The organism is Gilliamella sp. A7 (assembly GCF_002142015.1).
GTDB lineage: Bacteria > Pseudomonadota > Gammaproteobacteria > Enterobacterales > Orbaceae > Gilliamella > Gilliamella apis_A.
Genome location: NZ_NASN01000032.1, coordinates 1 through 26094, shown reverse-complemented (window position 1 = coordinate 26094; position 26094 = coordinate 1). Strand labels below are relative to the sequence as shown.

Sequence of the window (26094 nt, the reverse complement as noted above, 5' to 3'; positions counted from 1 at the left end):
ATTTTGGTGATGATGATGGCGATGGATACGATGATGTAGCCGGTGAAGTTATCGCAACAGCGAGTGGTGATATAGGCGTTAAATGGGAAAACATTAATGGTATTGATGTGACCGATACCGTTAAAAATAATGCCTATAGTAAATTTATTGAATGTGATAGTCCTTATAAATTAACCATAACAGCAACAAATGGTGAATTAAAAACCCAATATGGTGAGCCGAATAAAAGTAGTTTTATGGGCGGTAGCCATAGTTATTATATAAATCCTAAAGTCGAACCCCATGTCTGTTATGCCCAACCAAGTCCATTATTTGATGATGGTTCTCAATTATATGCTGGTGCTATGCATATGCTTGATGGGACTGGCTGGGATTCGAGTACGATTGACTGGGATTATAGAGGTTATCCAAGTAAAGGATTTAAGAGTTATGGTGCACGTAATAGTGGTAATTATGATGGTAAAAATTCAGTTTATACAAATAATTTTCCAAGTACAGGGTCTAATGGATTATATTTTTATTTGTTATTGGCAGGAATAAGTCCTGAGGCCGTGATCGCAGCTAATGGCAGTAGCATAAGCGCTGTAGAAGGTGGTAATGTCAGATTAAGCTTAAGTACGGGAATAACTCTTTGGGATCATCAAAGCGGAGTGCTAGATAATTTTTCAACAATGTTTCCTTATCTATCCCCATTATATGGTGTCCCACAAAAAGGATTAAAGATAACCTTAAATGGTCCTCGGGCAACGTCTAATGATAAAAATTTTAGTCCTTCCACTTTTAGACTGTATGCAGATAGTAAAAAAAGTAAAATACTTTATGAGTTTAAGTTGATGCGTTGGTATATTCCTACTGATATAGCCTATCCAAATGATATAACTAAAGAAAATGTATCGATATATCAAGCAAAAGGTCAAGAAGAGTGTCGTCGATTAGGTAAAGGTTATCGGTTAACCGAAATGTATGATTTGACTTATGACGTCTATTGGGAGATGGGAAACAAATTGGGTCCTACAGTAGGCTCTGCTCTTCGCCAGTTAAGTTACCGTAAAGATGGCGAATGGGTCAGTGGAATAATCAATGAATGGGGATGTTTATACAACAATGGTCGTTCGAGATGTCGCAATTATCCTGATAGTGATTGGTCACATGATTATTATTTGATTGCGACTACCAACATTGTGGAAGTTAGAGTTTGGAAAAATAATCGTATAGCTTCATGGCATGTTTCGGCGGAAGGTGGCGAAGCGGGCGGTGGCTCATTACCTCATTATATAGCTTGTGTTTCTCCTTGATAGCTATTCGTAAAACATTAGTCTTACAATCTTGATATAAAAGGGTATTGATATATAAAGCAGGTTTATTTTTTACGCGTTTATAATGAGGGTAGCTTTATTGTACTGCATTAAAGGCCATAAATTAAAAGTAAGATTGTTCATAACAAAAAATATGGAAATGATTTGATAGCAAATTTTGGATTTCCATTAGAATGAATTAAGTAAGTGCCAGCCAAATGCGTTATTATCGTCATTTGGTGCAGAACTATCGTCTAAACAATAAACAAGATTAAAGTAAAATATAGAGTGTTTTATTTAGCTTAAATCGCAAATAAATTAATTAGTTAAGTGATTTGGAGCTGGATAATTATCCTTTTAAAGTTGGTTTAATCTTTATCAAAAGTTTGGAAATGTATCATTAAATAATGAACATTGAATTATTAATTCATTTTAATAAAAATATCTAAGGAAAAGGGTTTTTTAGCGATTTAACAAATAAACTTTTATTTAATCGCGGAGCCTTTTTTAGGGATGAAAAAATTTTGCATATCAACTTGTTCATGTTGCAAAAGCCAAATTTTTTTGTCAATTCCACCTGCATAACCTGTTAAGTTACCATTGGCTCCAATCACCCGATGGCAAGGAATAATAATTGATAAAGGATTGTGACCAACCGCGCCTCCAACAGCTTGACTGGACATATGTGGCTTATTACATTTCAATGCCACTTGTTTTGCGATATAGCCATAGGTAATGACTTCGCCGTAAGGAATTTGCGCTAATATGTCCCACACCATATACCTAAATGCGCTACCTTGAGGAGCAAGTGATAATTGCTTTATAGATGGTTTTTTTCCTAGAAAATAGTCGTCTAACCATTTTTTAGTTTGATTAAATATTGTTAAATTAGATTTTTCTTGTTTGGTCGCATTAACAATTTGGCCAAAATATTTTTGCCCTTCAATCCAGGCGCCAATTAATTTATTGTGCTGGCTAGCTAATGTTATCAATCCCATTGGGGACGAATAGTTGCTAATATAAAACATGAAAAATCCTGATATTACTGATTAAGCGATACTTTATTATAACCAGTTAATGTAATTTAAGTAGTAAAAATAGTTGTTTATTTTAGATTGTTCAATTAAGTAGTTATAAAAATTTTTTCTTTTTTTATATTATCTGCAATAAATAATTTTAAATGAAAATTTATTAATACTATTTTATGTATTAATACTGAAAGCAAAGTGATTAACCATAGTAGAGTGAATAGAATATGACTCAACAATAATAAAAAAAAGACTCACGTTAGTGAGTCTTTTTATAAAGATTATTTGCTAGCTTTGCCTTTTTCTACATAGCTCATATCACCTAATGATTCAACGATAAATTTACCATCATCGGTATAACGGATTTTAGTTACGCTAGCGTTTCCAAGTCCACTCGTGATTGGTTTGTCTAACATCTCTTCAACCATTGCCATAATAGCCATACCGTGAGAGACAACCAATACATTACCACCACCTTTTTCTTGAGCAGATTTAGCAATAACTTTTAATGATGCTTGCATTCGAGTTTTAACGGCATTATAGTCTTCTGCTTGGCCTGATTTCTCAACAGCTTTGATCGCATCCATCATTTTTTTAAGGGTAACTTTACCTTTAGCTAAATCAGCCATTAAGGCTTTGTCTGATTCATAACCTAGATGTTGTGCTGCTGGGTTCCACATGTTTGGATCAAGATCACCTTCAAAATCACCAAAACAAGTTTCACGCAGACTTTCCATTTCATTAATGCTTAATTTAGTTTCACCTTTAGATTCAAGTACAATTCTTGCTGTTTGTCTAGCACGACCAGAGTCACTTGAATATACCGAAATAAAATTAATATCTTTTAAACCTCGGCCAAGTTGCTCTGCAACCTCAATACCCGGTTTAGTAAGTGGGGTGTCTGACCATCCTTGTGCACGATGGACATTATTAAACATAGTTTTGCCATGACGAGTGAAATAGATATTCACATCGGCAGCAACAGTTTGTGCTATTGAAGCAGTAAGAATTGCGGTTAATCCAATAAATTTAATAAGTTTTTTCATAGTTTCGTCCTTTTATAACAAGTTAAATCGATAATCAATAACGGTTTCTGCTGATAATGTTGGTGAACGTTGTACATGCCCGTCTCTCAATTTAGGGGTAATATCTTTGCTGCTCAGGGTTTTATAAGACCAACCATAACCAAATTTTGACAAAATAGACAGATTTTTAAATGTTCCGCTGGTTGGTTTCCAGATGTTAAACACATTGATTTCACCATTTTTTAAGGTTTCATGTTTATAGTTAAATTCACCATAGTTTAGGTATAAACCAGTAGTATTATCTTTAAAGAAGTCATAACCCAACACGCTGGATAATACTACTTCACCATCACGCATATAGTCGGCACCTGCAGCAGCCATACCATTATAACGGCCACGGTTATTTTTACCTATGTGACGACCATAATAACCAATAGCACCTTTGCGATTGGCATCGGTATAAGCAATACCAAATTTAGCGCTCCAGTCTGCTTCTTTCCATTCTACATCGGCTGCATAATGCCACGCTGAATCATCAAAATCACGCACATTGGCTTTCATTTTGTCATGATTTTTAAGCGCAGTACTGCCATAGATTTGTGAACCAAAGTTTAGTTTTTCCATTGGTTTATATGAAAACTCAATTGCATGACGATTAATATAATCTTTGGCAACACCATAAGAGTAGTCAAGTTTAATTACTTTATCGTTATAGGCGATTTCAGCAGTTTTGATATTATCAATTACGGACTTTCTATCTAAACTATAAAAATGTACTTTTTTAGCCGATTCACGTGGTAAAGTGCTATCGATATAAGCTAAAGATAGTGCTAAATTAGAATATCTAAGTGTTCCGCTATAACCGAGATAACTGTTACGGGTTAAATGTTGCGATGAACTAATTACCCCCATGTCTTTTAAACTATGCCAACCAGCTTTACCATTAAAATTAATATCTTTATTACCAAGTTTGACTTTAACATAACGTTGCGTAAATTTGTTAAAACCATGAGCATTGTGTTTATCCGCTTTTTTGCCATCGTTATAAAGTAAGTTACGAGTAGCAAAGTAATCACTGGCTCCAAGTTTGATGACATTGTCATAAGTAACATCAAATCCCAAGATATCTAACCAATAACCTGACTTATAGTTAAATGTTAATGCTTGTCCCCACGCACTATGAACTTCTTTGGGTTGTGATGCGTTTTCTTTTAAATACTTCCAATGATTACGAGTCGAAAATTCAAATTTGCTATCTTTGAAAAAACTGTTATCAGTATTCAGCGAATTTGTTTCAGCTGCAATAGCTGAAAAACATATAATATTCAGTAGCGCTAGTGGAAGGTACTTTATTTTCATTGTTATATCCTATTTTTATTTTTCCAAAAAAAAACCTAAATACCGCCCAGAAACCTATCGGTTGAGCTGATATTTAGGTTTTGCCTGCCTAAGCAGTAACAATCCTATTTTGCTAATTTAATTCCAAATTATCTAATTTTATTTAGATTATAGTTATTTGCTTGCCTCCAATTGCTTATTTATTTAATGATAATTTACCTTGATTGACATACTCCATATTGCCGATTTCAACGACACTATATTTACCGTTTTGATACACGATTTTAACCACAGTAGCATTTGACAATGGTTTGTTTTTATTTGGGTTATCGGTTAAATCAGAAATCATAGCTTGCATTGACATACCAGATGAAATTGCCAAAATATTTTTTTGATGATTATCTTGGGCTGTTTTTACAATGCTGTGCAGAGCATTTTGGGTACGCTCTTTAACCTTGTCAAAGTTTTCCGCTTGCTGTTTAGGGTCACTCTTAGCGATGGCATCAGTTAGAGTTGCCACGGGAATTTGTCCTTCCACATAACTTTTATAGAAGCTATCAACAGATTTATAACCAAGTGATTTCATGGATGCTGATACCATTTTGGTATTACTTCCACCTTCAAATCCGCCATAAAATACTTCACGTAAACCTTTTAATTCTTGGATCTGGTAATCTTTAACACCTTTTTGCTGTAACAAAACTTGCATTGTTTCACGCTGACGTCCAGCATCACTAGTGTAATAAGCATCAAATTGAATCTGTTGCTCTTTAAAACCTTCACCTAAATATCGAGCAACTTCAATACCTTTGTCAGTTAACGGTGAATCAGCCCAACCTTGTACCAGATCATAGGTATTAAATAAGGTTTTACCATGTCGAGCAAAATAAATATTAATGGCATCATCACTATTATTGCTTGTGGTATTATTTGCTTGACTACTACACCCAGTTGCAAGTGTTGTTAATAACAGTGCACTGGTAGTTAATACCGCTTTAATTGTTTTATTTTTCATCTTTAGCCTCATATGGCATTATCATTAGTATGATGAGTAAAATAACCGGTAGGGCAGAGGACCTACCGGAATCATCATTATTTTAAATTAGCACCTTTCGATGAAATGACCGACTGATACCAATAAAAACTTTTCTTTTTATAGCGTTGTAGCGTCCCAGAACCGTCTTGATTTAAATCAACATAGATAAAACCATATCGTTTGGTTACTTCTGCTTTGGATGCACTAATTAGGTCAATTGGTCCCCAACTGGTATATCCCATTACTTCAACACCATCATTAATCGCTTCGCGAATTTGCACTAGGTGATCGTTCATATAATTAATACGATAGTCATCATTAATGCTGCCATCCGCTTCAAGTTTATCTTTAGCGCCTAAGCCATTTTCAACAATAAATAGTGGTTTTTGAAAACGTTCATAAAGTAAGTTTAATAAATAACGAATACCGATCGGGTCGATCTGCCATCCCCATTCAGACGCTTTTAGATGTGGATTTGGTACCATATCAAGAATGTTACCTTTTTGGCGTAGTGAGTCGTCAGCTGTACCACAGCAACTCATGTAATAGCTGAACGAGATAAAATCGATGGTTTCTTTCAAATCTTCACGGTCTTGATCGGTAATCGTTAATTCAATATTGTTTTCTTTAAAATAACGATTCATATAAGTTGGGTAATAACCACGTGCTTGCACATCACCAAAGAACAACCAGCCATGATTTTCTAAATGTGTTGCCCAAACATCTTCAGGTTTTGGACTAAGTGGGTAAGCGATAGCACCAAGTAACATATTACCAATTTTGGCATCAGGTATAATTTGATGACAAAGTTTAACTGCACGGCCACTGGCTACTAATTGGTGGTGAATAGCTTGATAGATTTCTGCTTTACTGCTATTTCTAGCTAAACCGACACCGGTGAATGGCTCATGTAGTGACATATTAATTTCATTAAATGTTAACCAATATTTCACTTTATCTTTATAGCGTTCAAATACAGTTTTGGCATAGCGAGTAAAGAACTCAATCACTTTACGGTTTCCCCAACCACCGTATTGAGTAACTAGATAATAGGGCATTTCATAATGTGATAAGGTAACTAAAGGCGTAATGTTGTGTTTTAACATTTCATCAAAAAGTTTATCGTAAAATGCTAAACCTTTTTCATTTGGTTGTTCTTCATCGCCATTAGGAAAAATACGTGTCCATGCGATTGATGTTCTTAAACAAGTAAATCCCATTTCTGCAAACAGAGCTACATCTTCTGGATAGCGATGATAAAAGTCGATAGCACGATCTTTGATACTCGTAATTTCGACATTATTACGATCAACTATATCGCCAAATAGGCCATTAGGCGTGCAGTCTGATGTTGAAAGACCTTTACCATCTTCATTATAAGCACCTTCGACTTGGTTAGCGGCAATTGCGCCGCCCCATAAAAAATCATTAGGAAAAGTATTAGTCATGTTTTACTCCTTGTTTGCACTTAACGCTAATAGTGCGTCACCTTGTTGAATATCATCTTGATTAAATATGCATTGCACATCAATATAGTCATCACTGTTAGTGATAATGATAGGTGTAGTTACTTCAAAACCTGCTTGTTTAATTGCTTCGATATCAAAGCTTACTAGGCGATCACCTTTTTTCACTTTTTGACCACTTTCTACATGAGCTTCAAAATATTGTCCATCTAACTTCACTGTATCAATACCAATGTGGATAAGTATTTCTGCACCAGATTTAGTTTGGAAACCGATAGCATGTTTCGTTCTAAATAGTGACACAACTTCACCATCTTCTGGTGCAATGGCTTCGCCAACAGTTGGAATAATTGCAGCACCTTTACCCATTAAACCACTAGCAAAAGTAACATCATTAACCTCTTTTAAGTCGATAATTTGACCTGTTAATGGGCTGGCAATAGTGATTGTTTTTACTTGTTCACTAATATCAGTTTGATTACTATTTAATTGATAATTTTCTGTTTCATTATCATCATTTTGTTTTTTATCTTTTGGGATACCAAATAGGTAGGTCACGATCAGTGCAATTAAAAATGAGATTATCGAACCGATTACTGCTGCATAGAATTTATCATCCAGCCCATCAGCAGGGATCATTTGTAAAAATGCAAAGATACTGGTAAAGCTAAATGAGAAGATAACAGATTTAAAGTAACCGATAATGCCACCACCAACCATTGCTGAAATACAACCGATCACAAATGGACGTTTTAATGGTAAGTTAATACCATAGATGGCTGGTTCGGTTACTCCAAAGATCCCTGATAATGCTGATGAACTTGCTAAGGCTTTAACTTGCGGGTCTTGACTGCGTAACATAACCGCTAATACCGCACCCACTTGGGCAAATACAGCAGGGAATAAGATCGGTAACATAAAATCTTCGTGATAGACGATAGTGTTGTTTATTGCAAATGGCACCAATCCCCAATGGATGCCAAACACTACCATTATTTGCCAAAGTCCAGCTAAAATCATGCCAGCAATAACCGAATTAAGTTCATAAACATAAATAATGCCGTTAGCCACACTATTACTTAAAAATGCCACTACAGGACCAATAAGCGCAAAAGTTAATGGTACAGTAATCATGATACCTAATAGTGGAGAGATGAATTTTTTAAATGAATCATGCATGATTTTATTAAAATTACGTTCAAGTAATGAATAGAACCATGCAGCTAAAATTACTGGGAATACTGATGATTTATACTGAATTAACTGAATTGGGATATTGAAAAATTCAGTTTGTAATTCAATATTCTCTTTTATCATACCGATAATTGCTGGATGAATTAATGCCCCACCTAATGCCATACCAACATAAGGGTTACCACCGAATTTTTTTACTGCTGAAAAACCTAGAATGATCGGTAAATAATAAAATGGAGCATCGGCAATGGCAGTTAAAAAATTAAACGTTGGTGTCTTTTCATGAACAATTGAGCATACTTGTAATAACGCAATAATCCCTTTTAAAATACCGCCAGCAACAAGTACAACTAGTACAGGAATAAAAATGCTTGAAACTAAATCAATTAGTTTTGAAATCACACCTTTAGGGGCCGCTGATGGTGCATCTTTGCTCGGTGTTTCATTAAGATGAGTTAATTGCATGATGACATCAAACACGTCTGCAACGCTGTTACCTATTACGACTTGAAATTGTCCACCACTTTGTACAACGGTGATAATACCCGCTTGTTTTTTTAAAAAATCAGCATTTGCTTTCGATTCATCTTTCAGCGCAAATCTAAGTCTAGTTGCACAATGCACTAGACTGATAATATTATCTTTACCACCTACATGCTCAATAATTACTTCGGCAAGTTGTTTGTTTTTCATAGCTTATCCTTATTTAAGCGCAAAAAAAAACCTAAACTCCCTATCCATAGGGGGTTTAGGTTTTGCTCGCATCAAAACATTGTTGATGCAATAACAATCCAAAATTCAATACTAAATTAACACAATTTTAATAATTTTGTTGACTAGTAGATCTTTAATTTGTGACTAAAGTCACATTATTAATTTTTTAATTCGGCTCTTAAACGTTCAATATGAATAGTTAAATACAAACTTTCATCATCGGATAATGGATGCTGATATTGTTGAATTAGATGTAAATCTATCTGTTTGGTACACAAATAAGCTTGTTCATATTTTTGCCGAACTATTTCATACAATGATGTATCTTGTTGTACTTGTTTTCCTTGACTCAAAATACGATGAGCAAAAAACTTCAAATGCGTGACGAAACGTTGATAGGAAAGGCTGTTTTCATCATACTCAAATTTAAAGTGGTATTTAACAATATTCAAAATTTCGCGCATGATCTTCGTCATATTAACGATATTCGGCATGGTATCATTTAGTTGAGCATTGACTATATGGAAGGTAATAAAACCCGCTTCGTCTTCGTGCAGTTCTACGCCTAAGCGCTGTTTAATCACCGATAAAGCATGCAAACCAATTTGATATTCATTTGGATAGAATTTTTTTATTTCCCAAATAAAGTTATTCGGAATATCAAATCCCTGCTTATGTCTTTCAATAGCAAAATAGATATGATCGGTTAATGAAATATAGATACTATCTTGTAATTTGCCACTTAACTGTTTTTTTGCATAATTGATTATAATATCTGAAGTTGTATGAATTTCGATAGGTATTTCCGAAAGCAACTCAGCAAACTTTGGCAGTATTTCTTGATTATTCAATGAAAACTGCTTTTCAATAAGTTTGGGGTCAATTTCATCTCCTTCCTTTTTTTTGAATCCTACCCCACGTCCAGTAACAATTAATTCATTTCCCTTTGCATCTAACGTTACGACAACATTATTATTTAATATTTTATGAACTTTCATCTGTTACAGTCTAAATTAAAGGTTAAGTTATTATGTCTAGCTTAACAAAAATAGAAAGTGATAAAATGAAAAAGTGTGATAAGTATCAAAATTTGGCTTAAAAATTGTTGATTTTTTGCGGTAAAAAATAGCAATAAACCCGACAGGCAAGCCTTGTCGGGTTGAATATTCAAAATAGTTAATTAATTATTGAGCAAGTAATTTATTCATGGTTTGAATAAATTTACTCGGATCACTCAATGATCCTTTTTCAGCAAGAAGTGCTTGATCTAACAATAACTCAACCCAGTCACTAAATGTTGTTTCGTCTTGAGTATTAGCGATGCGTTTAACTAATTGATGATCAGGATTAATCTCAAATGTGTATTTAATCTCTGGTGCTTTTTGTCCTGCTGCAGCAAATAATTTAGCCATTTGTGTCGACATTTCGTCAGCAGCTGTTGTTACAATTGCCGGTGTATCAGTTAAACGATGGGTTAATTTAACCTCTTTAACTTTATCTGCTAAAACTTTTTTCACTCGTTCAATAAATGGCTCAAGTTCTTTTTCAACTTGTTTTTGTTCATCGCTATTTTGATCGGCTAACTTCTCGATTGATTCGTCAGATTTACTGATAGATTGGAATTGTTTACCAGCAAATTCAGTTAAATTGCTCATCATCCATTCGTCAATACGATCAGAAAGTAATAATACCTCGATACCTTTTTTACGGAATAATTCAAGGTGAGGACTATTTTTGGCTGCACCATAACTATCGGCAGTAATAAAGTAGATCTTCTCTTGACCTTCTTGCATACGGCTGATGTAATCATCTAATGATACGCTCTGTACCTCGCTATCACTGTTAGTGGTAGTAAAGCGTAATAACTTAGCAATCGACTCACGATTGCTAAAATCTTCACCAGTCCCTTCTTTTAAAACGAGACCAAATTCACTCCAGAATTGTTGATATTGTTCTTTGTCATCTTTAGCAAGTTTATCAAGCATTTGTAAAACACGTTTAGTACATGCATTGCGTAAATTCTGGGTTACTTTGTTATCTTGCAGGATTTCGCGCGAAACATTTAATGGTAAATCATTAGAGTCAATTAAGCCTTTTACAAAGCGTAAGTAGTTTGGCATAAATTGTTCTGCATCGTCCATAATGAAAACACGTTGCACATACAATTTTAAACCGTGTTTATTGTCACGATTCCACATATCCCATGGTGCTTTAGATGGAATATAGAGCAAGCTAGTATATTCTTGTTTACCTTCGACACGGTTGTGGCTCCAGCTTAGCGGATCGGCAAAATCGTGGGAAATATGTTTATAGAACTCTTTATATTCTTCATCAGTTACTTCTGATTTGCTACGCGTCCAAAGTGCTTGCGCCTTATTCACTTTTTCCCATTTAACTTCTTTACTTTCTTCATCAGTAGTTTGTACTTCAACTGGTAATGAGATGTGATCTGAATATTTGCTAATAATTGAACGTAAGCGCCAATCATCTAAAAACTCTTTTTCATCATCTTTTAAATGTAAGACGATTTCAGTACCACGTGTTTCTTTGTTAGTATCAGAAATGGTGTATTCACCTTCACCAGCAGATTGCCACATAACAGCTTCATCTGCTTTGGCTGTTGCCGCACGAGTTGTAACGGTAACATTATCAGCAACAATAAATGCTGAGTAAAAACCGACACCAAATTGACCAATAAGTTGGCTATCTTTAGCTTGATCACTACCAATTGATTCTAAAAATGCTTTGGTGCCTGATTTAGCAATTGTTCCTAAATTCTCAATGACTTCATCACGAGTCATTCCAATACCATTATCGGCAATGGTTAAGGTGCCAGCTTCTTTGTTGGTTGAAATACGAACCCCAAGCTCGGCATCACCAGCGTATAAATCAGGATTTTCAAGCGCTTTAAAACGAAGCTTATCAGCTGCATCTGAAGCATTTGAAATTAATTCTCTTAAAAATATTTCTTTATTAGAATATAAAGAGTGAATCATTAAATGAAGAATTTGTTTAACTTCGGATTGAAATCCACGTGTTTCAGTTCCTTGCTTACTCATTGACTAATACCTCAGCTATATTTGCAAATTCAATTAATATTTACCACAAAACGTTCATCTTATTAATGCGATAAATAAGATGTTATCTTGTTAATATTAACTGATTAACATTGACATAATGATTTGATTAATTGTTGTATCGTTATATGGGAATAAAAAAGACAATTTCAAGAGAGAGTATTCAGATAACTAATTAATTGCTGATTTTTTAGTTATTTTGGCAATAAAAAAGCCCTGATATTAATCAAGGCTTTTAAATTTACTAACCAGTTAATTATCGAGTTTCTGGTAAGAATCCACAAACTAAAATAACTACTACGGCCACAGGAATGATGACGCGAGTCAAGATTGACCATACACCAAACCAGAAATTGCCTAAGTTCAATTCTTTACGAATGATTTTTTGGTTCATCATCCAAGCACCGAAGATTACAGTTCCTAAGCCAGTCACAGGTAACATAATCTTACTAGTTAGATAGTCAAGTAAATCGAAAATACCTTTATCAAATAACGTCACACCTGACCATATATTGAAGGATAAAATACAAGCAATACCTAATGCCCAAATTAATACACTACTAACCACAGTCGCAGTTTTACGGCCCATAGGCGTTTTCTCTTCTAAAAGCTCTACAGTTGGTTCAAGTAATGAAATTGATGAAGTTAATGCAGCAAAAGTTAGGAAGATAAAAAATAAACAACCTAAAATTGAGCCAGCAGCCATATTACCAAAGGCAATTGGTAAAGTAACAAAAATAAGGCCTGGGCCAGAACCAGCTGCTAAACCATTAGCAAAAACTAACGGGAAGATTGCCATACCAGATAACATAGCAACAATAACGTCTAAAATAACCACTGTGCGTGCTGTTGATAGTAAATTCACATCTTTACCAAGATATGAACCATAAGCCATCATAATTCCCATACCTAATGATAAGCTGAAGAACGCATGACCTAAAGCAGCTAAAATTGCGGTACCGTTTAATGCTGACCAATTAGGGGTGAATAAAAAGTCAAACGCTACGCTAAATGATGGGCCACTAACAATTGCAGCGTAAACGACTAACACTAACAATAAAATACCTAAGCCTGGCATCATAATTTTACAAGCGCGCTCTAAACCAGCACCAACGCCCATAGCCACAATGATGGTATTGGCTGCCATAAACACAGTATGCCAAGTTAAAAGGCTACCGACATCACTACGGAAACTACTAAAAATTTGTTCAGTAGCTGCGCCATCAACACCATCAAAGCTACCATTGATGGACAAAAAGATATAATCAGTCGCCCAGCCACCAATCACACTATAAAAAGAAAGAATTAAAAACGAGCCAAGTACACCAATAATACCAACCCAGCGCCATAATTTTGAGCGCCCTTCTGATGCAGCAACATCTTCCATGGTATGAATTGGGTTTTTTTGTCCGCGACGGCCGATTAACCATTCTAAAACTAAAATTGGTAAGCCAATGACAAACATAAATAGTAAATAGGTCAGAACAAATGCTGAACCACCCATTTCACCTGCCATATATGGAAATTTCCATATATTACCTAAACCCACAGCAGAACCGGCAGCAGCAAGCATAAATCCCATGCGAGAGCTCCACTGTGAATGACTTTTCTTCATAGTACCTGTACTCATGAATCTATTTTCCCTAGAGTTTTGATTAAATATTTAATTTTAGTATCAGCAAAAGCCTAACTATTTTTTTATTAGATAAATAAAATGCTAAATCATGCCATGAAATAAATTTATAAACAAGAAAACATTACCATTTAAAGCTATCACAATTAATAGTTTTAACTTTTTAAAGTTTATTCAAGCCTAGTTATAAATTGCTCTAATATTAAATTCGAACTCAATAGGGATTGAAGATTTAAGAAACAAATATTGAGATAAGGTAAAAAAACAACTCATAAAAAGTTGAGAAACGACTTTTTTGGCGATTATATTTAGACTGTTGCAACCCTTTTTTTGGCTTAAAATAAAATGATTTAAAAATCAATGTTTTGAAGAATGGCGTCAAAAAAGGGTTTTTATTGGTAAAAATAGACTTTGCCTTTTTGCCAACAACATTTATAGTATATCGGGTTCTAGTTCACTGCCGTGTAGGTAGTTTAGAAAGTTTCAAACGAAAATAAACCACTTAATATCGGGTTCACTGCCGTGTAGGTAGTTTAGAAAATCTGCTGTAAACTCATTGTGTTGTTTACAGAGTTCACTGCCGTGTAGGTAGTTTAGAAATTTTGATATCAAATTAGCGACAGAATGGGAGGGTTCACTGCCGTGTAGGTAGTTTAGAAATCTCATTTTCAGGCGGAAAAGACTCATCTGTTGTTCACTGCCGTGTAGGTAGTTTAGAAAAAGCAAAAGCTTAGCTTAGATGATGAAATGTAGTTTACTGTCGAGTAGGTAGCCCAAAAATCACATAAACCGTCCTAGTGGCGGTTTTTTATTGCTCCAAATCAATAAATAACTTAATATTTCCTAAAAATTAAGGGGATGGTATGAAAAGAATAATTTTAGCAGGCTTAATTGGGATGGTTTTAACTGGCTGTGGTGAAAAGAAAGTCACTGAGGAGATGCTTTTGGGTGATTGGGAGTGTATACAAACCGAACAAGAGGCAAAATGGAAAAATGGAATTTTTCAGGATTTTGAAGAGGTCAAAAGCGAAAAAACCTTGGTCACATACAAAAATTACGACGGGATGTTGATGAGAGGGAGTGGTGATGACATCAATAAAGGAGATTGGTACTCTGTTTCGTCAGATGTTGCTATTCAAGAAACAAAATATTTAGACATAATAGAACTTGATAAATATTATACATCTATTAAGTTTGAATATATTTCAGATAAAGAATATAGACAAACCTTATTTGTAGAAAATATTTATAATCCTCGCCCAGAGGAAGAGCAAATAAAAAATAATTTAAGGCAAAAGGTTGAAGAAAACTGTATTAAGGTAGCTCATTAAATTTAATAGAAAAATAGATTGAATAGAACCCGCTTCGGCGGTTTTTTTATGCATGGAGAAAATAATGCCTAAATTCATAGACGGTCAAATAATGTATCAAGTTTTGTTAGAGACTAAAAATTTGCTGGAAGAATCTAAAAAAGTTAGGGAGAGTTGAAAGAGTTAAACAATAGTGGTTCAAAAGCGTCAAAAGGTTTAGACCAGCTTGAGATGTCTGCAAAAAGTACAGGTAACTCTCTGGGAAAACTCACAACTATTGTTAACGGGGTATCTGCGGCATGAGTATCAAGCATAGTAATTGCATATGCTCCAAAGCTGGAACGAATTAGAAGACCGCATATAAAATACAGTTGCTACAGCATCACAAACAAAAGATATTCTTAACCAGTTATTAGCGACATCAGATCGCAACGGTCGTACGATTGAAAAGTCATCAGAGTTATATATTAGGCTGTCGAACTCAATAGGGGAATTAGGCTACAGCACTCTAAGCATTTTGTCTTATATTGACACCTTGTCTAACTTACTAACTATTAATAAAACAAGTTAGGTAAATGCAGAATCAGCAATGAACGCATTAATTAAAGCGCAAATGAAGGGCAAGTTAAGCCTCTGGCTTATATTCTTGAGTGCAGTACAGCTGAGGTTAAAGACAAATCTAATGCGTTTTGGGTAATATAGGATCTGTTTAATTATGCATTACATTTAGTAAAAGATTCTGAAAGAGCTTAGATGCCCCCTTTTTTTGCTGATAAATATATTTAATTTAAAATCAGATAATAATAAATAGGTGTAAAAAAAGGGCTTTAGTTACAAATTGGTTATTATTCTTTTTCTGAACAAAGTTTATTGTGTATAATGTTCTAGTTTACTACCGCATAGAGAGTTTATTCTATCCCAAATAAATAACATCTCCTTATTCCAAAATTAAGGATAATAATATGAGTAAAAAGTTAAAATTTTGGAGATAATTTATTTTGTCTCTTTTATTAGTGATTTACTTGAGATTCTTATAATAAGAACGCCGGATGATAAAGATGTTTATTTTTACTAAAATGCAGAAAATAATTATATAATTTTTTAATAATCATAATGTTATCATCAAAAAGTTAAAAGACATACTGTTTAAAATCGTTAATTATTGCTAATCATTAGCCCATCGCATATATTACATAAAGTATTTTACTTCTCTAAAAGAAAAGAATAGTTATGACACAAAACATCGATTTGAACGAAATAGATAAGTTTGCAAAACTTGCTTCGCAATGGTGGGATCCAAATGGCCAATGCAAACCATTACATATTATTAATCCATTACGAGTAGATTATATAAAACAACTGTCAGGTGATCTCAATGGAAAACATGTTTTAGATGTTGGCTGTGGCGGAGGTATTTTGTCAGAGAGTCTTGCTAAACTCGCGGCTAATGTAACTGCAATTGATCTTGCTGAAGAATCATTAGCAGTGGCAAAATTACATGCCGAGCAAAATGATTTAGAAATAAACTACCAGAATCAAACAGTGGAGCAGCATGCTGAACAATACCCAGCTCATTATGATGTTATTACTTGTATGGAAATGTTAGAACATGTTCCCGATCCGTTTTCAATTATTCAAGCTTGTGCAAAATTGCTTAAGCCTAATGGACAACTCTATTTATCGACTATTAACCGCAATCATAAAGCAAAATTAATGTTGATTTATGGTGCGGAATATATTGCACGCTTAGTACCGAAAGGTACTCATGATTTTAATCGTTTTATTCGTCCTTCTGAATTAATGACTTGGGTTGAACAAGCTAATTTGATTGTAAAAGGAATAATTGGTATGGAGTATCATTTGCTCAGTAATCAATTTCGCTTAGGTAAAAACGTTGATGTCAATTACATCTTAATGGCACAAAAAAGCGATAGCGACTAACAGAGATTAGTTTGCGCTATATTTTCTGCTGAAATATAAATATAAAATTTTACTGGTCTTTTATATTGAAAGTGAGTAGAATACATCGGCAATATTTTATCAACAATTCAACTCAATGGTGAATATTGTCATGTCTCGTATAGTTAAAGAAGCCCTCACGTTCGATGATGTTTTATTAGTTCCAGCCCATTCAACTGTTCTACCTAATACTGCTGATATTACAACTCAACTGACGCAAACCATCAAATTAAATATTCCAATGTTATCTGCGGCAATGGATACCGTTACCGAAGCCGAACTTGCTATTGCACTTGCTCAAGAAGGTGGTATTGGTTTTATTCATAAAAATATGCCAATTGAAGTTCAGGCTGAACATGTCAAACGGGTAAAAAAACATGAAAGCGGAATTGTACAAGATCCCGTATCAGTATTACCTACAGCAACGATTAAAGAAGTGATTGAACTAGCCAAAGAATATGGTTTTGCTGGTTTCCCTGTTATAACAGAATCGCAAGAATTAGTTGGCATTATTACTGCTCGTGATGTTCGATTTGCTACTGATTTATCACTATCTGTCACAGCCGTAATGACGCCTAAAGAACGCTTAGTTACTGTTAAAGAAGGAGAATCTCGGGAAAGTGTTTTGAAAAAAATGCATGAACACCGTGTTGAAAAAGTATTAGTTGTTGATGATGGTTTTCACTTAAAAGGCATGATAACAGTCAAAGACTACAATAAAGCCGAGCAAAAACCAAATGCTTGTAAAGATGAAAAAGGTCGTTTACGAGTGGGCGCTGCTGTTGGCGCAGGAGCAGGTAATGAAGAACGTATTGCTGCATTGGTAGAAGCTGGTGTTGATGTGTTACTTATCGATTCATCACATGGCCATTCAGAAGGTGTACTTGAACGTATTCGCCAAACAAGACAAGCTTATCCAAACTTGCAAATTGTTGGTGGTAATGTGGCAACCGGTGAAGGCGCTAAAGCTCTTATTGATGCCGGAGTAAGCGCAGTCAAAGTCGGTATTGGACCAGGTTCAATTTGTACTACACGTATTGTTACTGGGGTAGGGGTACCACAAATTAGTGCGATTATGGATGCTGTTGAGGTAGCTAAACAACATAATATTCCTGTTATTGCTGATGGAGGTATTCGTTTTTCAGGTGATATCGCTAAAGCAATTGCTGCTGGTGCATCTTGTGTTATGGTTGGTTCGATGTTTGCCGGTACAGAAGAAGCACCCGGCGAGATTGAATTATTCCAAGGTCGTGCTTATAAATCTTATCGTGGTATGGGATCGTTAGGGGCAATGGCAAAAGGGTCATCTGATCGTTATTTCCAATCTGACAATGCTGCTGATAAGTTAGTACCAGAAGGTATTGAAGGTCGAATCGCATATAAAGGCTTGTTAAAAGAAATTATCCACCAACAAATGGGTGGTTTACGTTCATGTATGGGATTAACAGGCTGTGGAACTATCGATGAACTTCGCACTAAATCGAAGTTTTATCGTATAACTGGTGCAGGTATGAAAGAAAGTCATGTTCATGATGTACTTATCACTAAAGAGCCACCTAACTATCGAGCTGGCTAATAAGTATGATTTAAAAGGGATTGAATACAATCCCTTTTTTATTTGTATCATTTGTTATCCCAAAATTTGAGGAATAATTTGATTAACAATTTAATTCAACATTGGTTTAGATAGAGCTCCAGGATGTAGGTAATCATTATTGGCAGCACTAGGATATTGAGAAATGAAACAGCACTTGTTAAACAATGAACTAACTTAGAGAGATTATGGGATGTTTTGGGCTTTAAAAACCCTGTTCCTCAAAATTTTTTTATTCGGTGAGTTTCGGACGTTTTGTTGTTTGGTGGCTATTTCTTTACGGTGATTACGTCCGAGTCAAGAGTGTTCGCGCCAACCCTCTTGACCAATTCCCACGGCGACCACGCAAGTGGTCACTACGTGATTGCCTTCCGCTTTCGTTCGTTGTTAACGTATCGGCTATGATTTGTTCCAGACAAAACACAGCCTTGTCAAACATCCCTGTTTGTCATGTTAAGCTCACTCAGTTGTCAGCACACTGTTAATGTCGCTTTGATGAAGTATTTCAGTCTAATTTGCTAGAAATAAACTTTTATGTTTTGAGTTAGTTGATTTTAGTTTTATAACCAACTGATGCGCAGTAAAAACAGAATTCATTTGTCAGCAACTTTTGGTGAAGTATTTTTAAGCTTTGATTTGTTATTTTTTATGATGACATAGATAGCTTATAATTTAAAAGAAAACATTGAATTTTATTAAATTATATCTAATAACGCGTGTCTTAATAGGAACGATACTGAAATCAATATAGTAAATTATTTATATGGCAGAGAGCTTTGTTTTAACTAGTGGCAAGTATTATTTCCATGTTATAAAAAAGACCGAGTTGTTATTTGTCTCGGACTTTTAATCAAATTTACTTATCATACGCTTAAATGACAAGTACTACATTCTAAAATGCGAATTTAACTTTAATTATTTTTCAATTTTCTTTTTAAAATCGACAGAATAACCTAGGCCTCTTTCAATATAAGCTTTCTTCGCTTGATAACAAGGATAGGTTCCTGTTATTTTATGTTCTAAAGTATTTTTTTCGCGCCATTCTAAGTTTAGTTCTTCGATGTCCGCTATTTTATCAGCACATGAGTTAAATGTTTTAATAAATTCATCATCATTATCGGTGAAGAATTTTACCTGTTTATCACTTTCCTTGTTCCAAGCATTTTGCCAGCTATTTCTACAGGCATTTAAAAAGTAGATATCTTCAGCACAATAAAGTGATTTTTTTGAGTCAATTGTTTGAATATCGGCGTTAACCAGATCTTCAGTAGCTTTTTCTTCTAAAACCAATTGAGCAACGGCGCAATTTGAACCTTGACGTCGATCAAATTTACATAGAGACATCATTTGCGCTTTAATATCTTCGAATGGTAATTGTTTTAATTCTTTTTTACCTTCATCAACTTTTTCACTATAAACAATTTCCCAAGCTTTACATTTAGGAGACGGTGCTGAAAATAACACATTACACCCTTCAATTTTCAGATATTCATTGATTGACTTTTGCCATGATTTGTCCGCTATTTGGTTTCTAATTGTTGTCATTTCTGTTTCTAAAGCTAGCTTTTCCTCAGCTGCTTTACGTTCTTGTTCTAATTTAGCTTGTAGTATTCGATCCTCATTAATCGCATTCTTTGCAGCTTGACATTCGGTATGATTTCTTATTTTTTCGATTAATTTATCATCTTTTTGTCTAAAAGCTAAATCTAAATCATTACGGCAGTCTTTTAACTTTTTTTCAGCAGAATCAATATGTTTTAAATAATATTCTTGATTTTTTTCACATCTGACCAAACTTAGTTCGGCTATTAATACAAGTCCTATCACTTTTAAGTTTATCATCGTCTTTCCTGTTTTTATTTAACTTCATGAATAAAAGTAAGTAATAATTATTATTTAGGTTGTTGGGGCAATTGTTGTAAGTAAAAAAGATAATGCGGTATTGTTTTATAGTTTTTAACGTAATGAATATTTATTTTGGCATTTATCTTAAGAGCGCAAGATACACAATAACGATAGGTTTGAAAAGTGATTTTTGTTTATGCGCATGTTATATCAACAGAAGTAAATTAGTTTTGTGTTCTAGAAAAATTTAAGGAACGGGGTTTTAAAACCCAAATCTATCGAATAAATCAGTAAAGTTAGTTATAACATCAGCTAGTTCCAATAATAAAAGTTTATTTTTTGCAAATCAGATTGGAGTACTTCATTTAGCGGCATTAGCAATGTGCAGACCTAGGTGTGATTAGTATGGAAAACAGGAAGGTTTGACAAGGATATGTTTTGTCAGGAACAAATCACAGCCGGTGCGTTAACAGCGAACGAAGGCGGAAGGCAGTCACGTAGTGACCACTTGCATGGTCGCCGCGGGAGTTGGTAAAGAGGGTTCGCGCCAACTTTCTTTACTCGGACGTAATCGCCATATAGAAATAGCCATCAAACAACAAAACGTCCGAAACTAAAAAAACAAAAAATAGATTTTAAGACATAATATTGCATTAAACTTTACAAAAGTTAACAATTAAATGGTCAAAATAAGTTGCATGGTTTTTTTCAATCACTATACTTTTACAACATATTTATATGAATGGATGAATTTTACATTAATGGATTTTAAATAAATCATTTAATTAATAATGACATCGGGTATGTATAATAATTTACAACACCAAACCTGTCCAATCTCTAATTTAACGTCAGTAAAGTTAAGCTCACATTGTTTAGTTCTTCACTATAGTTTGTTTTTTCAGCAATTTCGGCAAAATTTCTCAAATTTTCTTGGTTTAGCCTTTTTATCTCGGCAAGTTTTTTTAGTGTTAACCGTGGCTGTTTTATTGGTTATCTCTTTTTCTAATCATGCATTAACATCTAAAACTGCTAATATTATTCATGGCTCAGCTCCGTATTTAACTTCTGATGGTGGGCGTACCCGAGTTACTGATACTGACGGTCTGCTTGGAATATCTTTATCTAATGGCGAACATTATACACCATCGGATACTCATTCCAGTATAACAAAACCAATCGAGTTACCTATTGCTGGTCAAACTTTTGCCGATATTGGTATGTTAGTGCCAACAAATACTAATTCTATTGCATTAAGTTCACTTATTGGTACGCCTTATAATTATTGGGGGGATGATGATGGTGATGGTCAGGGTATTAATGATATAACTGCGACAGGTAGTTTAAACTTAACCATTGTTGATAAATATAATCAGGCTGTCGCCCGTAATGAGGTGCTGACTATTTGTAAATCGCCGTATAAATTAACCTTATCTAATACTAGCGGTACATTAAAAACACGTTATGGTATACCTAATGAAAGCCGTTTTAGTGCCAGTAATGCCACTTATTATATTAATCCTAAGGCAACACCAGTGATTTGTTTTGTCAGACCTAACTTGGTTAATGGTTCTTCATATTACACTGGCCCTGCTAACATTTGGAACCCTAATAAAGGATTTCTTACTCAGTCAGTTACGCCATCGTCTTATGGTTTAAACTTTCCGACTACTGGCGCTCATAATTTGTTTTTTGATTTGGATATTGCAGGTAGTAATCAGGCATTATATTGGAAGGCTGTTTCTCCTAATGGTGATATTAAGGCTAAGATGAGCAAATCAACAAAAAACAGCGTTCGTGTCACCCTAACTGGTCCTGCAGTTACAGATTCTTCGCAACAGAGTTCAGATAATCCACGTCGTATCAAAAGGCCATCTTTGCCTCAGACTTTCGAGTTAGTTGGTCGTGATAGAAAAGGTAATGCGGTCGTCAAGTATGGTTTTGTATTAAAGCAGTGGTTCGTCAATCGTGGTAAGGTTTATTACACTTATTCAAGTACATCGTCGTGGTGTGCAAAAATTGGGGATTATCGGGTGCCTAAGGTTAAGGATTTAACTAATACGACTTGTCAGGATTCAAGTTCTTGGGGGTGTCAAGATGCTGTTGGTATTAAATCATCATCACCTAATAATACATACCAGCGTCGTATTGAAGCAGGGTTCTTCCCGGAATGGGGGAGCTTGTACACTTACACAGGAGCCGGCTTCGGTAGCAATTCCTATTGGACGAGTGATACAGGTGGTAATAATCAGTTTGTCATTTTTCTCGCACATGGGTTATGTGTATCTCTTTAATTCAAGCTATTACGGTTTGGCACCTATGCTTATTTCTTATTATTTAGTCCTTAGTTTTTGAGCTGCTGAGTTAAATATATGAAAAATAACGTTAGGACGTTACCGAATAATTGCCTTATAAAGGGCAATGGTGCTGATGAAAAAGGCGATAAAAAAAAAGCGATTTTGTGACGCGACACTAGCAATGTGCTGACAACTGAGAGAGATTAGCATGGCAAACAGGGATGTTTGACAAGGCTGTGTTTTGTCAGGAACAAATCACAGCCGATGCGTTAAGAGCGAACGCAGGCGGAAGGCAGTCACGTAGTGACCACTTGCATGGTCGCCGCGAGAGTTGGTCAAGAGGGTTCGCGCAAACCCTCTTGACTCGGACGTAATCACCGTAAAGAAATAACCACCAAACAACAAAACGTCCGAAACTAAAAAAACAAAAAATTTGAGGAGAGGGGTTTTTTAAGTCTAAATTTAGCCACAATTTCACTGAAATTGGTTATAAAACTAAAATCAGTTCGTACTAAACACAAAGGTTTATTACTTACCAATTAGATTGGAGTACTTCATTTCGCGACATTAGCAATGTGCTGACAACTGAGAGAGATTAGCATGACAAACAGGGATGTTTGGCAAGGCTGTGTTTTGTCAGGAACAAATCACAGCCGATGCGTTAAGAGCGAACGCAGGCGGAAGGCAGTCACGTAGTGACCACTTGCGTGGTCGCCGCGGGAGTTGGTCAAGAGGGGTCGCGCAAACCCTCTTTACTCGGACGTAATCACCGTAAAGAAATAACCACCAAACAACAAAACGTCCGAAACTAAAAAAACAAAAAATTTGAGGAGAGGGGTTTTTTAAAGCTTAAAAATATCCTATTGCTAACCCTTTTTTTTGACTTAAAATAAAGCGATTAAAAATCAATGTGTTAAGAAGTGGTTCAAAAAAAGGGTTTTTACTGGTAAAAATAGACTTTGCCTTTTTGCCAACTACATTTATAGTATGTTGTGTTCTAGTTCACTGCCGTGTAGGTAGTTTAGAAATTTCAAGCCTCTCTGAAATACTAAATCTGTCCGTTCACTGCCGTGTAGGTAGTTTAGAAATGCCACTAGAATTGTTGATAATGAAGTTTCTAGTTCACTGCCGTGTAGGTAGTTTAGAAATATAATATCGATAAACCATTAACCACAATAACGTTCACTGCCGTGTAGGTAGTTTAGAAATTGAGCTTCCAGTGCCGCGATTCGCTGATATGGTTCACTGCCGTGTAGGTAGTTTAGAAATGCCCAATTCACAACCGTTGAGAGTCGAAGTGGTTCACTGCCGTGTAGGTAGCTAAAAATTTACATAAACCGCCTAAATGGTGGTTTTTTTATTGCTCCTAATCTTTAAATAACATACCATTACCGAAATTTAATTACTAAGGAGATGGTATGAAAAAAATAATCTTTTTAAGTTTATTTAGCTTGGTTTTAACTGCTTGCAACACTGTGAAGTATAATTATATAGCTGAAACAAAACAAATAAGTTATCCCGATTTGAATGTTGTTACAAAAACATTTATTGGCGATGATATGGTTAGGCAGGGTACTGTTGCATCAAGGGACGTTATTTATTTCCCTCAAACTACTGTTGTTAGTAGAGGGGTAGATTATACTATTCATGCTGGGGAATATCCTAAAGTAGGTGAAGATCAAAAGTATCTGTTTTTTGGATTGAATGAGTTAAACTCTGGAGTCACAGTTGGAAAATCAACCTTTGCTGATATACCTGTAGGGATTAGAATTAATAAACAAGATAATGACCTATGTATTATTAATGTTAGCGGTGGTTCTTTATGTAAAGGTGATGCTTTATTTTCTTACCAAAAGAAAAATGTAACTTATCAAAACGCGTTTCAGCAGATACTAATCTATAACGGTAAAGTAGGGAATAAGATTAACATTGGGTATAAAGAATTTAATAATGATTTTACTCGTCCTGCATTTTCAAATAATGTTGAATATGACTTATCAGAATCAAAAGTTATAAGATATAAAGGTGCAGAATTAGAAATAAAAAAAGCAACTAATCAATTCATTGAATATAAAGTATATAGTAATTTCAATCTTAGATAAAAAAGCCCTTTCGGGCTTTTATTTTATCTATGATTTATATAATGAATTCTAGATGGGTAATTATAATCCATATCTGACAGAGCATTGCCGTGAAAGTAGTTTAAGTATCTAGCCGTTGTTGTAAACATTATCTGTTTGTGTTCATCGTCATATCGACAGAATTTGGTGCGAAATTCCATTATAATGGTAAAACTATAATATTTGGTCAGTCGCATATTGTCAAAATACAAATAACACCGATAAATCATTATTAGAAATTATAACACCAAGTAGATCCGAACATATAATTCATGATTCTTATTGGATAAGGATAATATCAATCTTAAACTAAATCTAAATCCAAAATAATTAAGTTATCTTTTAAATTGGCAACTAGAATATTATACGATTGAAATTGATATAAAATTTTTCAAATTTAATAAATCATTATTAAAAATAGTACGTTAATTAATGATAATATTTTTTGAGGAAGGCGGTTTAAGTAGGGCAAAAATCTTAACAATTATTTACCAATCTGAATTTGTCATCATAATTTTATCTATTTATACTTTCCTTGCAAGGATTGCAAAGTTTTCAATAAAAAATTATAAATTAAAGGATTAAAAGTATGTTGAGATATCCTTATTTAGGATCTATTTCTAATTTAGTTAATACTAAAATATTTCGCAATAAAAAATTTTTTTTGTCATTTGACCAAACAATATTAAAAATCTTTAAAAAGATTTGTCTATTTTCTCTATTTTTTTCAACCATATTTAGGCCTGTTTATGCTTTAAGTGTATATACAATCGAAAATGTAAAAGGTAGTGCACCATATTTAACGCTAGATGATGGTGTTAGTAAAATAACGAGTACAGAAGAGCTACTAGCGATTAAATTACCAAATGGTACTGTGATAACCCCGCAAAATGATGTATCAAGTATATCCAATCCGATTGAGTTACCTGATAAAAAAAATACTTATGCCAGTGTACAAACAATTGTTCCATTACCTATATCAGGCAATAATCAGTTTCCTGTAATAAATATGACTGATTTACTTGCTGCACCGTACAATTATTTTGCAGATGATGATGGTGATGGATTTGATACTAATGACCTAATCACCGCAACTGCGACAGGTGAAATTAAGATAAAATGGGAAGCCCGTAATCCTGCCGTAGCAGATATTAATGCTAAAA

At 34.5% G+C, this 26094-nt stretch carries 17 protein-coding genes and 2 CRISPR repeat arrays; of the genes, 7 read left to right on the top strand and 10 right to left on the bottom strand.

Features of this window, described 5'->3' with window-relative positions; all coding sequences use genetic code 11:
* Positions 1–1295, top strand: a 1295-nt coding sequence (locus B6D18_RS12615) for a hypothetical protein (RefSeq protein WP_158092556.1), incomplete at its 5' end; no start/stop codon positions are given.
* 485 nt (positions 1296–1780) lie between these two features.
* Here the strand turns inward: B6D18_RS12615 and B6D18_RS08525 are convergent.
* The 9 genes from B6D18_RS08525 to B6D18_RS08485 all read right to left on the bottom strand — a co-directional run bounded on the left by B6D18_RS08525 (position 1781) and on the right by B6D18_RS08485 (position 13803).
* The gene (locus tag B6D18_RS08525) at positions 1781–2323 is read right to left on the bottom strand and encodes a methylated-DNA--[protein]-cysteine S-methyltransferase (protein ID WP_086364071.1); all 543 of its coding nucleotides are present in this window, start codon (positions 2321–2323) and stop codon (positions 1781–1783) included.
* A 281-nt stretch (positions 2324–2604) separates the two neighbouring features.
* Entirely contained in the window at positions 2605–3369 is a 765-nt protein-coding gene (locus tag B6D18_RS08520) for a histidine phosphatase family protein (protein ID WP_086364070.1), read from the bottom strand.
* Positions 3370–3381: 12 nt separating this feature from the next.
* Positions 3382–4707 (bottom strand): OprD family outer membrane porin, encoded by a 1326-nt coding sequence (locus B6D18_RS08515; protein WP_086364069.1) that lies wholly within the window; start codon positions 4705–4707, stop codon positions 3382–3384.
* 175 nt (positions 4708–4882) lie between these two features.
* Positions 4883–5701 (bottom strand): histidine phosphatase family protein, encoded by an 819-nt coding sequence (locus B6D18_RS08510; RefSeq protein WP_086364068.1) that lies wholly within the window; start codon positions 5699–5701, stop codon positions 4883–4885.
* Between the two features lie 77 nt (positions 5702–5778).
* A complete protein-coding gene (locus B6D18_RS08505) occupies positions 5779–7170 on the bottom strand; it encodes a glycoside hydrolase family 1 protein (RefSeq protein WP_086364067.1) in 1392 nt (463 codons plus the stop codon).
* Between the two features lie 3 nt (positions 7171–7173).
* Positions 7174–9075 (bottom strand): beta-glucoside-specific PTS transporter subunit IIABC, encoded by a 1902-nt coding sequence (locus tag B6D18_RS08500; protein WP_086364066.1) that lies wholly within the window; start codon positions 9073–9075, stop codon positions 7174–7176.
* Positions 9076–9254: 179 nt separating this feature from the next.
* The gene (gene licT, locus B6D18_RS08495) at positions 9255–10094 is read right to left on the bottom strand and encodes a BglG family transcription antiterminator LicT (protein ID WP_086364065.1); all 840 of its coding nucleotides are present in this window, start codon (positions 10092–10094) and stop codon (positions 9255–9257) included.
* A gap of 186 nt (positions 10095–10280) precedes the next feature.
* A complete protein-coding gene (htpG, locus tag B6D18_RS08490; RefSeq protein WP_065578237.1) occupies positions 10281–12155 on the bottom strand; it encodes a molecular chaperone HtpG in 1875 nt (624 codons plus the stop codon).
* Positions 12156–12429: 274 nt separating this feature from the next.
* Complete coding sequence (locus B6D18_RS08485; RefSeq protein WP_216818915.1) at positions 12430–13803, bottom strand: sodium-dependent transporter; 1374 nt, start codon at positions 13801–13803, stop codon at positions 12430–12432.
* Positions 13804–14258: 455 nt separating this feature from the next.
* A CRISPR array of direct repeats spans positions 14259–14586; the repeat unit is 28 nt; unit sequence GTTCACTGCCGTGTAGGTAGTTTAGAAA.
* An 83-nt stretch (positions 14587–14669) separates the two neighbouring features.
* Between B6D18_RS08485 and B6D18_RS08480 the strand changes: the two genes are divergently transcribed.
* From B6D18_RS08480 to guaB, 3 genes are all read left to right on the top strand, one after another.
* Positions 14670–15137 (top strand): hypothetical protein, encoded by a 468-nt coding sequence (locus B6D18_RS08480; RefSeq protein ID WP_086364064.1) that lies wholly within the window; start codon positions 14670–14672, stop codon positions 15135–15137.
* 1209 nt (positions 15138–16346) lie between these two features.
* Positions 16347–17057: a bifunctional 2-polyprenyl-6-hydroxyphenol methylase/3-demethylubiquinol 3-O-methyltransferase UbiG gene (ubiG, locus tag B6D18_RS08475; RefSeq protein WP_086364063.1), complete on the top strand. Its 711-nt coding sequence runs from the start codon at positions 16347–16349 to the stop codon at positions 17055–17057.
* 130 nt (positions 17058–17187) lie between these two features.
* The gene (guaB, locus tag B6D18_RS08470) at positions 17188–18651 is read left to right on the top strand and encodes an IMP dehydrogenase (RefSeq protein WP_086364062.1); all 1464 of its coding nucleotides are present in this window, start codon (positions 17188–17190) and stop codon (positions 18649–18651) included.
* Between the two features lie 933 nt (positions 18652–19584).
* Here guaB and B6D18_RS08465 read toward each other — a convergent pair.
* Positions 19585–20511, bottom strand: a complete 927-nt coding sequence (locus B6D18_RS08465) for a hypothetical protein (RefSeq protein WP_086364061.1) — start codon at positions 20509–20511, stop codon at positions 19585–19587.
* 806 nt (positions 20512–21317) lie between these two features.
* Between B6D18_RS08465 and B6D18_RS08460 the strand changes: the two genes are divergently transcribed.
* The 3 genes from B6D18_RS08460 to B6D18_RS08450 form a co-directional block, all read left to right on the top strand.
* Positions 21318–22808 carry a hypothetical protein gene (locus B6D18_RS08460; RefSeq protein ID WP_144063968.1) on the top strand — a complete coding sequence of 497 codons (1491 nt, stop codon included), beginning with the start codon at positions 21318–21320 and terminating at the stop codon, positions 22806–22808.
* Positions 22809–23811: 1003 nt separating this feature from the next.
* A CRISPR array of direct repeats spans positions 23812–24140; the repeat unit is 29 nt; unit sequence GTTCACTGCCGTGTAGGTAGTTTAGAAAT.
* Positions 24141–24229: 89 nt separating this feature from the next.
* Complete coding sequence (locus B6D18_RS08455) at positions 24230–24913, top strand: hypothetical protein (protein ID WP_086364059.1); 684 nt, start codon at positions 24230–24232, stop codon at positions 24911–24913.
* Between the two features lie 607 nt (positions 24914–25520).
* Positions 25521–26094: hypothetical protein (locus B6D18_RS08450; RefSeq protein WP_144063967.1), on the top strand; the 574-nt coding region annotated here is incomplete at its 3' end.

Coding starts and splice junctions, on each gene's coding strand:
- B6D18_RS08525 (WP_086364071.1), bottom strand. CDS start 2,323: ATGTTTTATATTAGCAACTATTCGTCCCCAATGGGATTGATAACATTA.
- B6D18_RS08520 (WP_086364070.1), bottom strand. CDS start 3,369: ATGAAAAAACTTATTAAATTTATTGGATTAACCGCAATTCTTACTGCT.
- B6D18_RS08515 (WP_086364069.1), bottom strand. CDS start 4,707: ATGAAAATAAAGTACCTTCCACTAGCGCTACTGAATATTATATGTTTT.
- B6D18_RS08510 (WP_086364068.1), bottom strand. CDS start 5,701: ATGAAAAATAAAACAATTAAAGCGGTATTAACTACCAGTGCACTGTTA.
- B6D18_RS08505 (WP_086364067.1), bottom strand. CDS start 7,170: ATGACTAATACTTTTCCTAATGATTTTTTATGGGGCGGCGCAATTGCC.
- B6D18_RS08500 (WP_086364066.1), bottom strand. CDS start 9,075: ATGAAAAACAAACAACTTGCCGAAGTAATTATTGAGCATGTAGGTGGT.
- licT (WP_086364065.1), bottom strand. CDS start 10,094: ATGAAAGTTCATAAAATATTAAATAATAATGTTGTCGTAACGTTAGAT.
- htpG (WP_065578237.1), bottom strand. CDS start 12,155: ATGAGTAAGCAAGGAACTGAAACACGTGGATTTCAATCCGAAGTTAAA.
- B6D18_RS08485 (WP_216818915.1), bottom strand. CDS start 13,803: ATGAGTACAGGTACTATGAAGAAAAGTCATTCACAGTGGAGCTCTCGC.
- B6D18_RS08480 (WP_086364064.1), top strand. CDS start 14,670: ATGAAAAGAATAATTTTAGCAGGCTTAATTGGGATGGTTTTAACTGGC.
- ubiG (WP_086364063.1), top strand. CDS start 16,347: ATGACACAAAACATCGATTTGAACGAAATAGATAAGTTTGCAAAACTT.
- guaB (WP_086364062.1), top strand. CDS start 17,188: ATGTCTCGTATAGTTAAAGAAGCCCTCACGTTCGATGATGTTTTATTA.
- B6D18_RS08465 (WP_086364061.1), bottom strand. CDS start 20,511: ATGATAAACTTAAAAGTGATAGGACTTGTATTAATAGCCGAACTAAGT.
- B6D18_RS08460 (WP_144063968.1), top strand. CDS start 21,318: ATGTATAATAATTTACAACACCAAACCTGTCCAATCTCTAATTTAACG.
- B6D18_RS08455 (WP_086364059.1), top strand. CDS start 24,230: ATGAAAAAAATAATCTTTTTAAGTTTATTTAGCTTGGTTTTAACTGCT.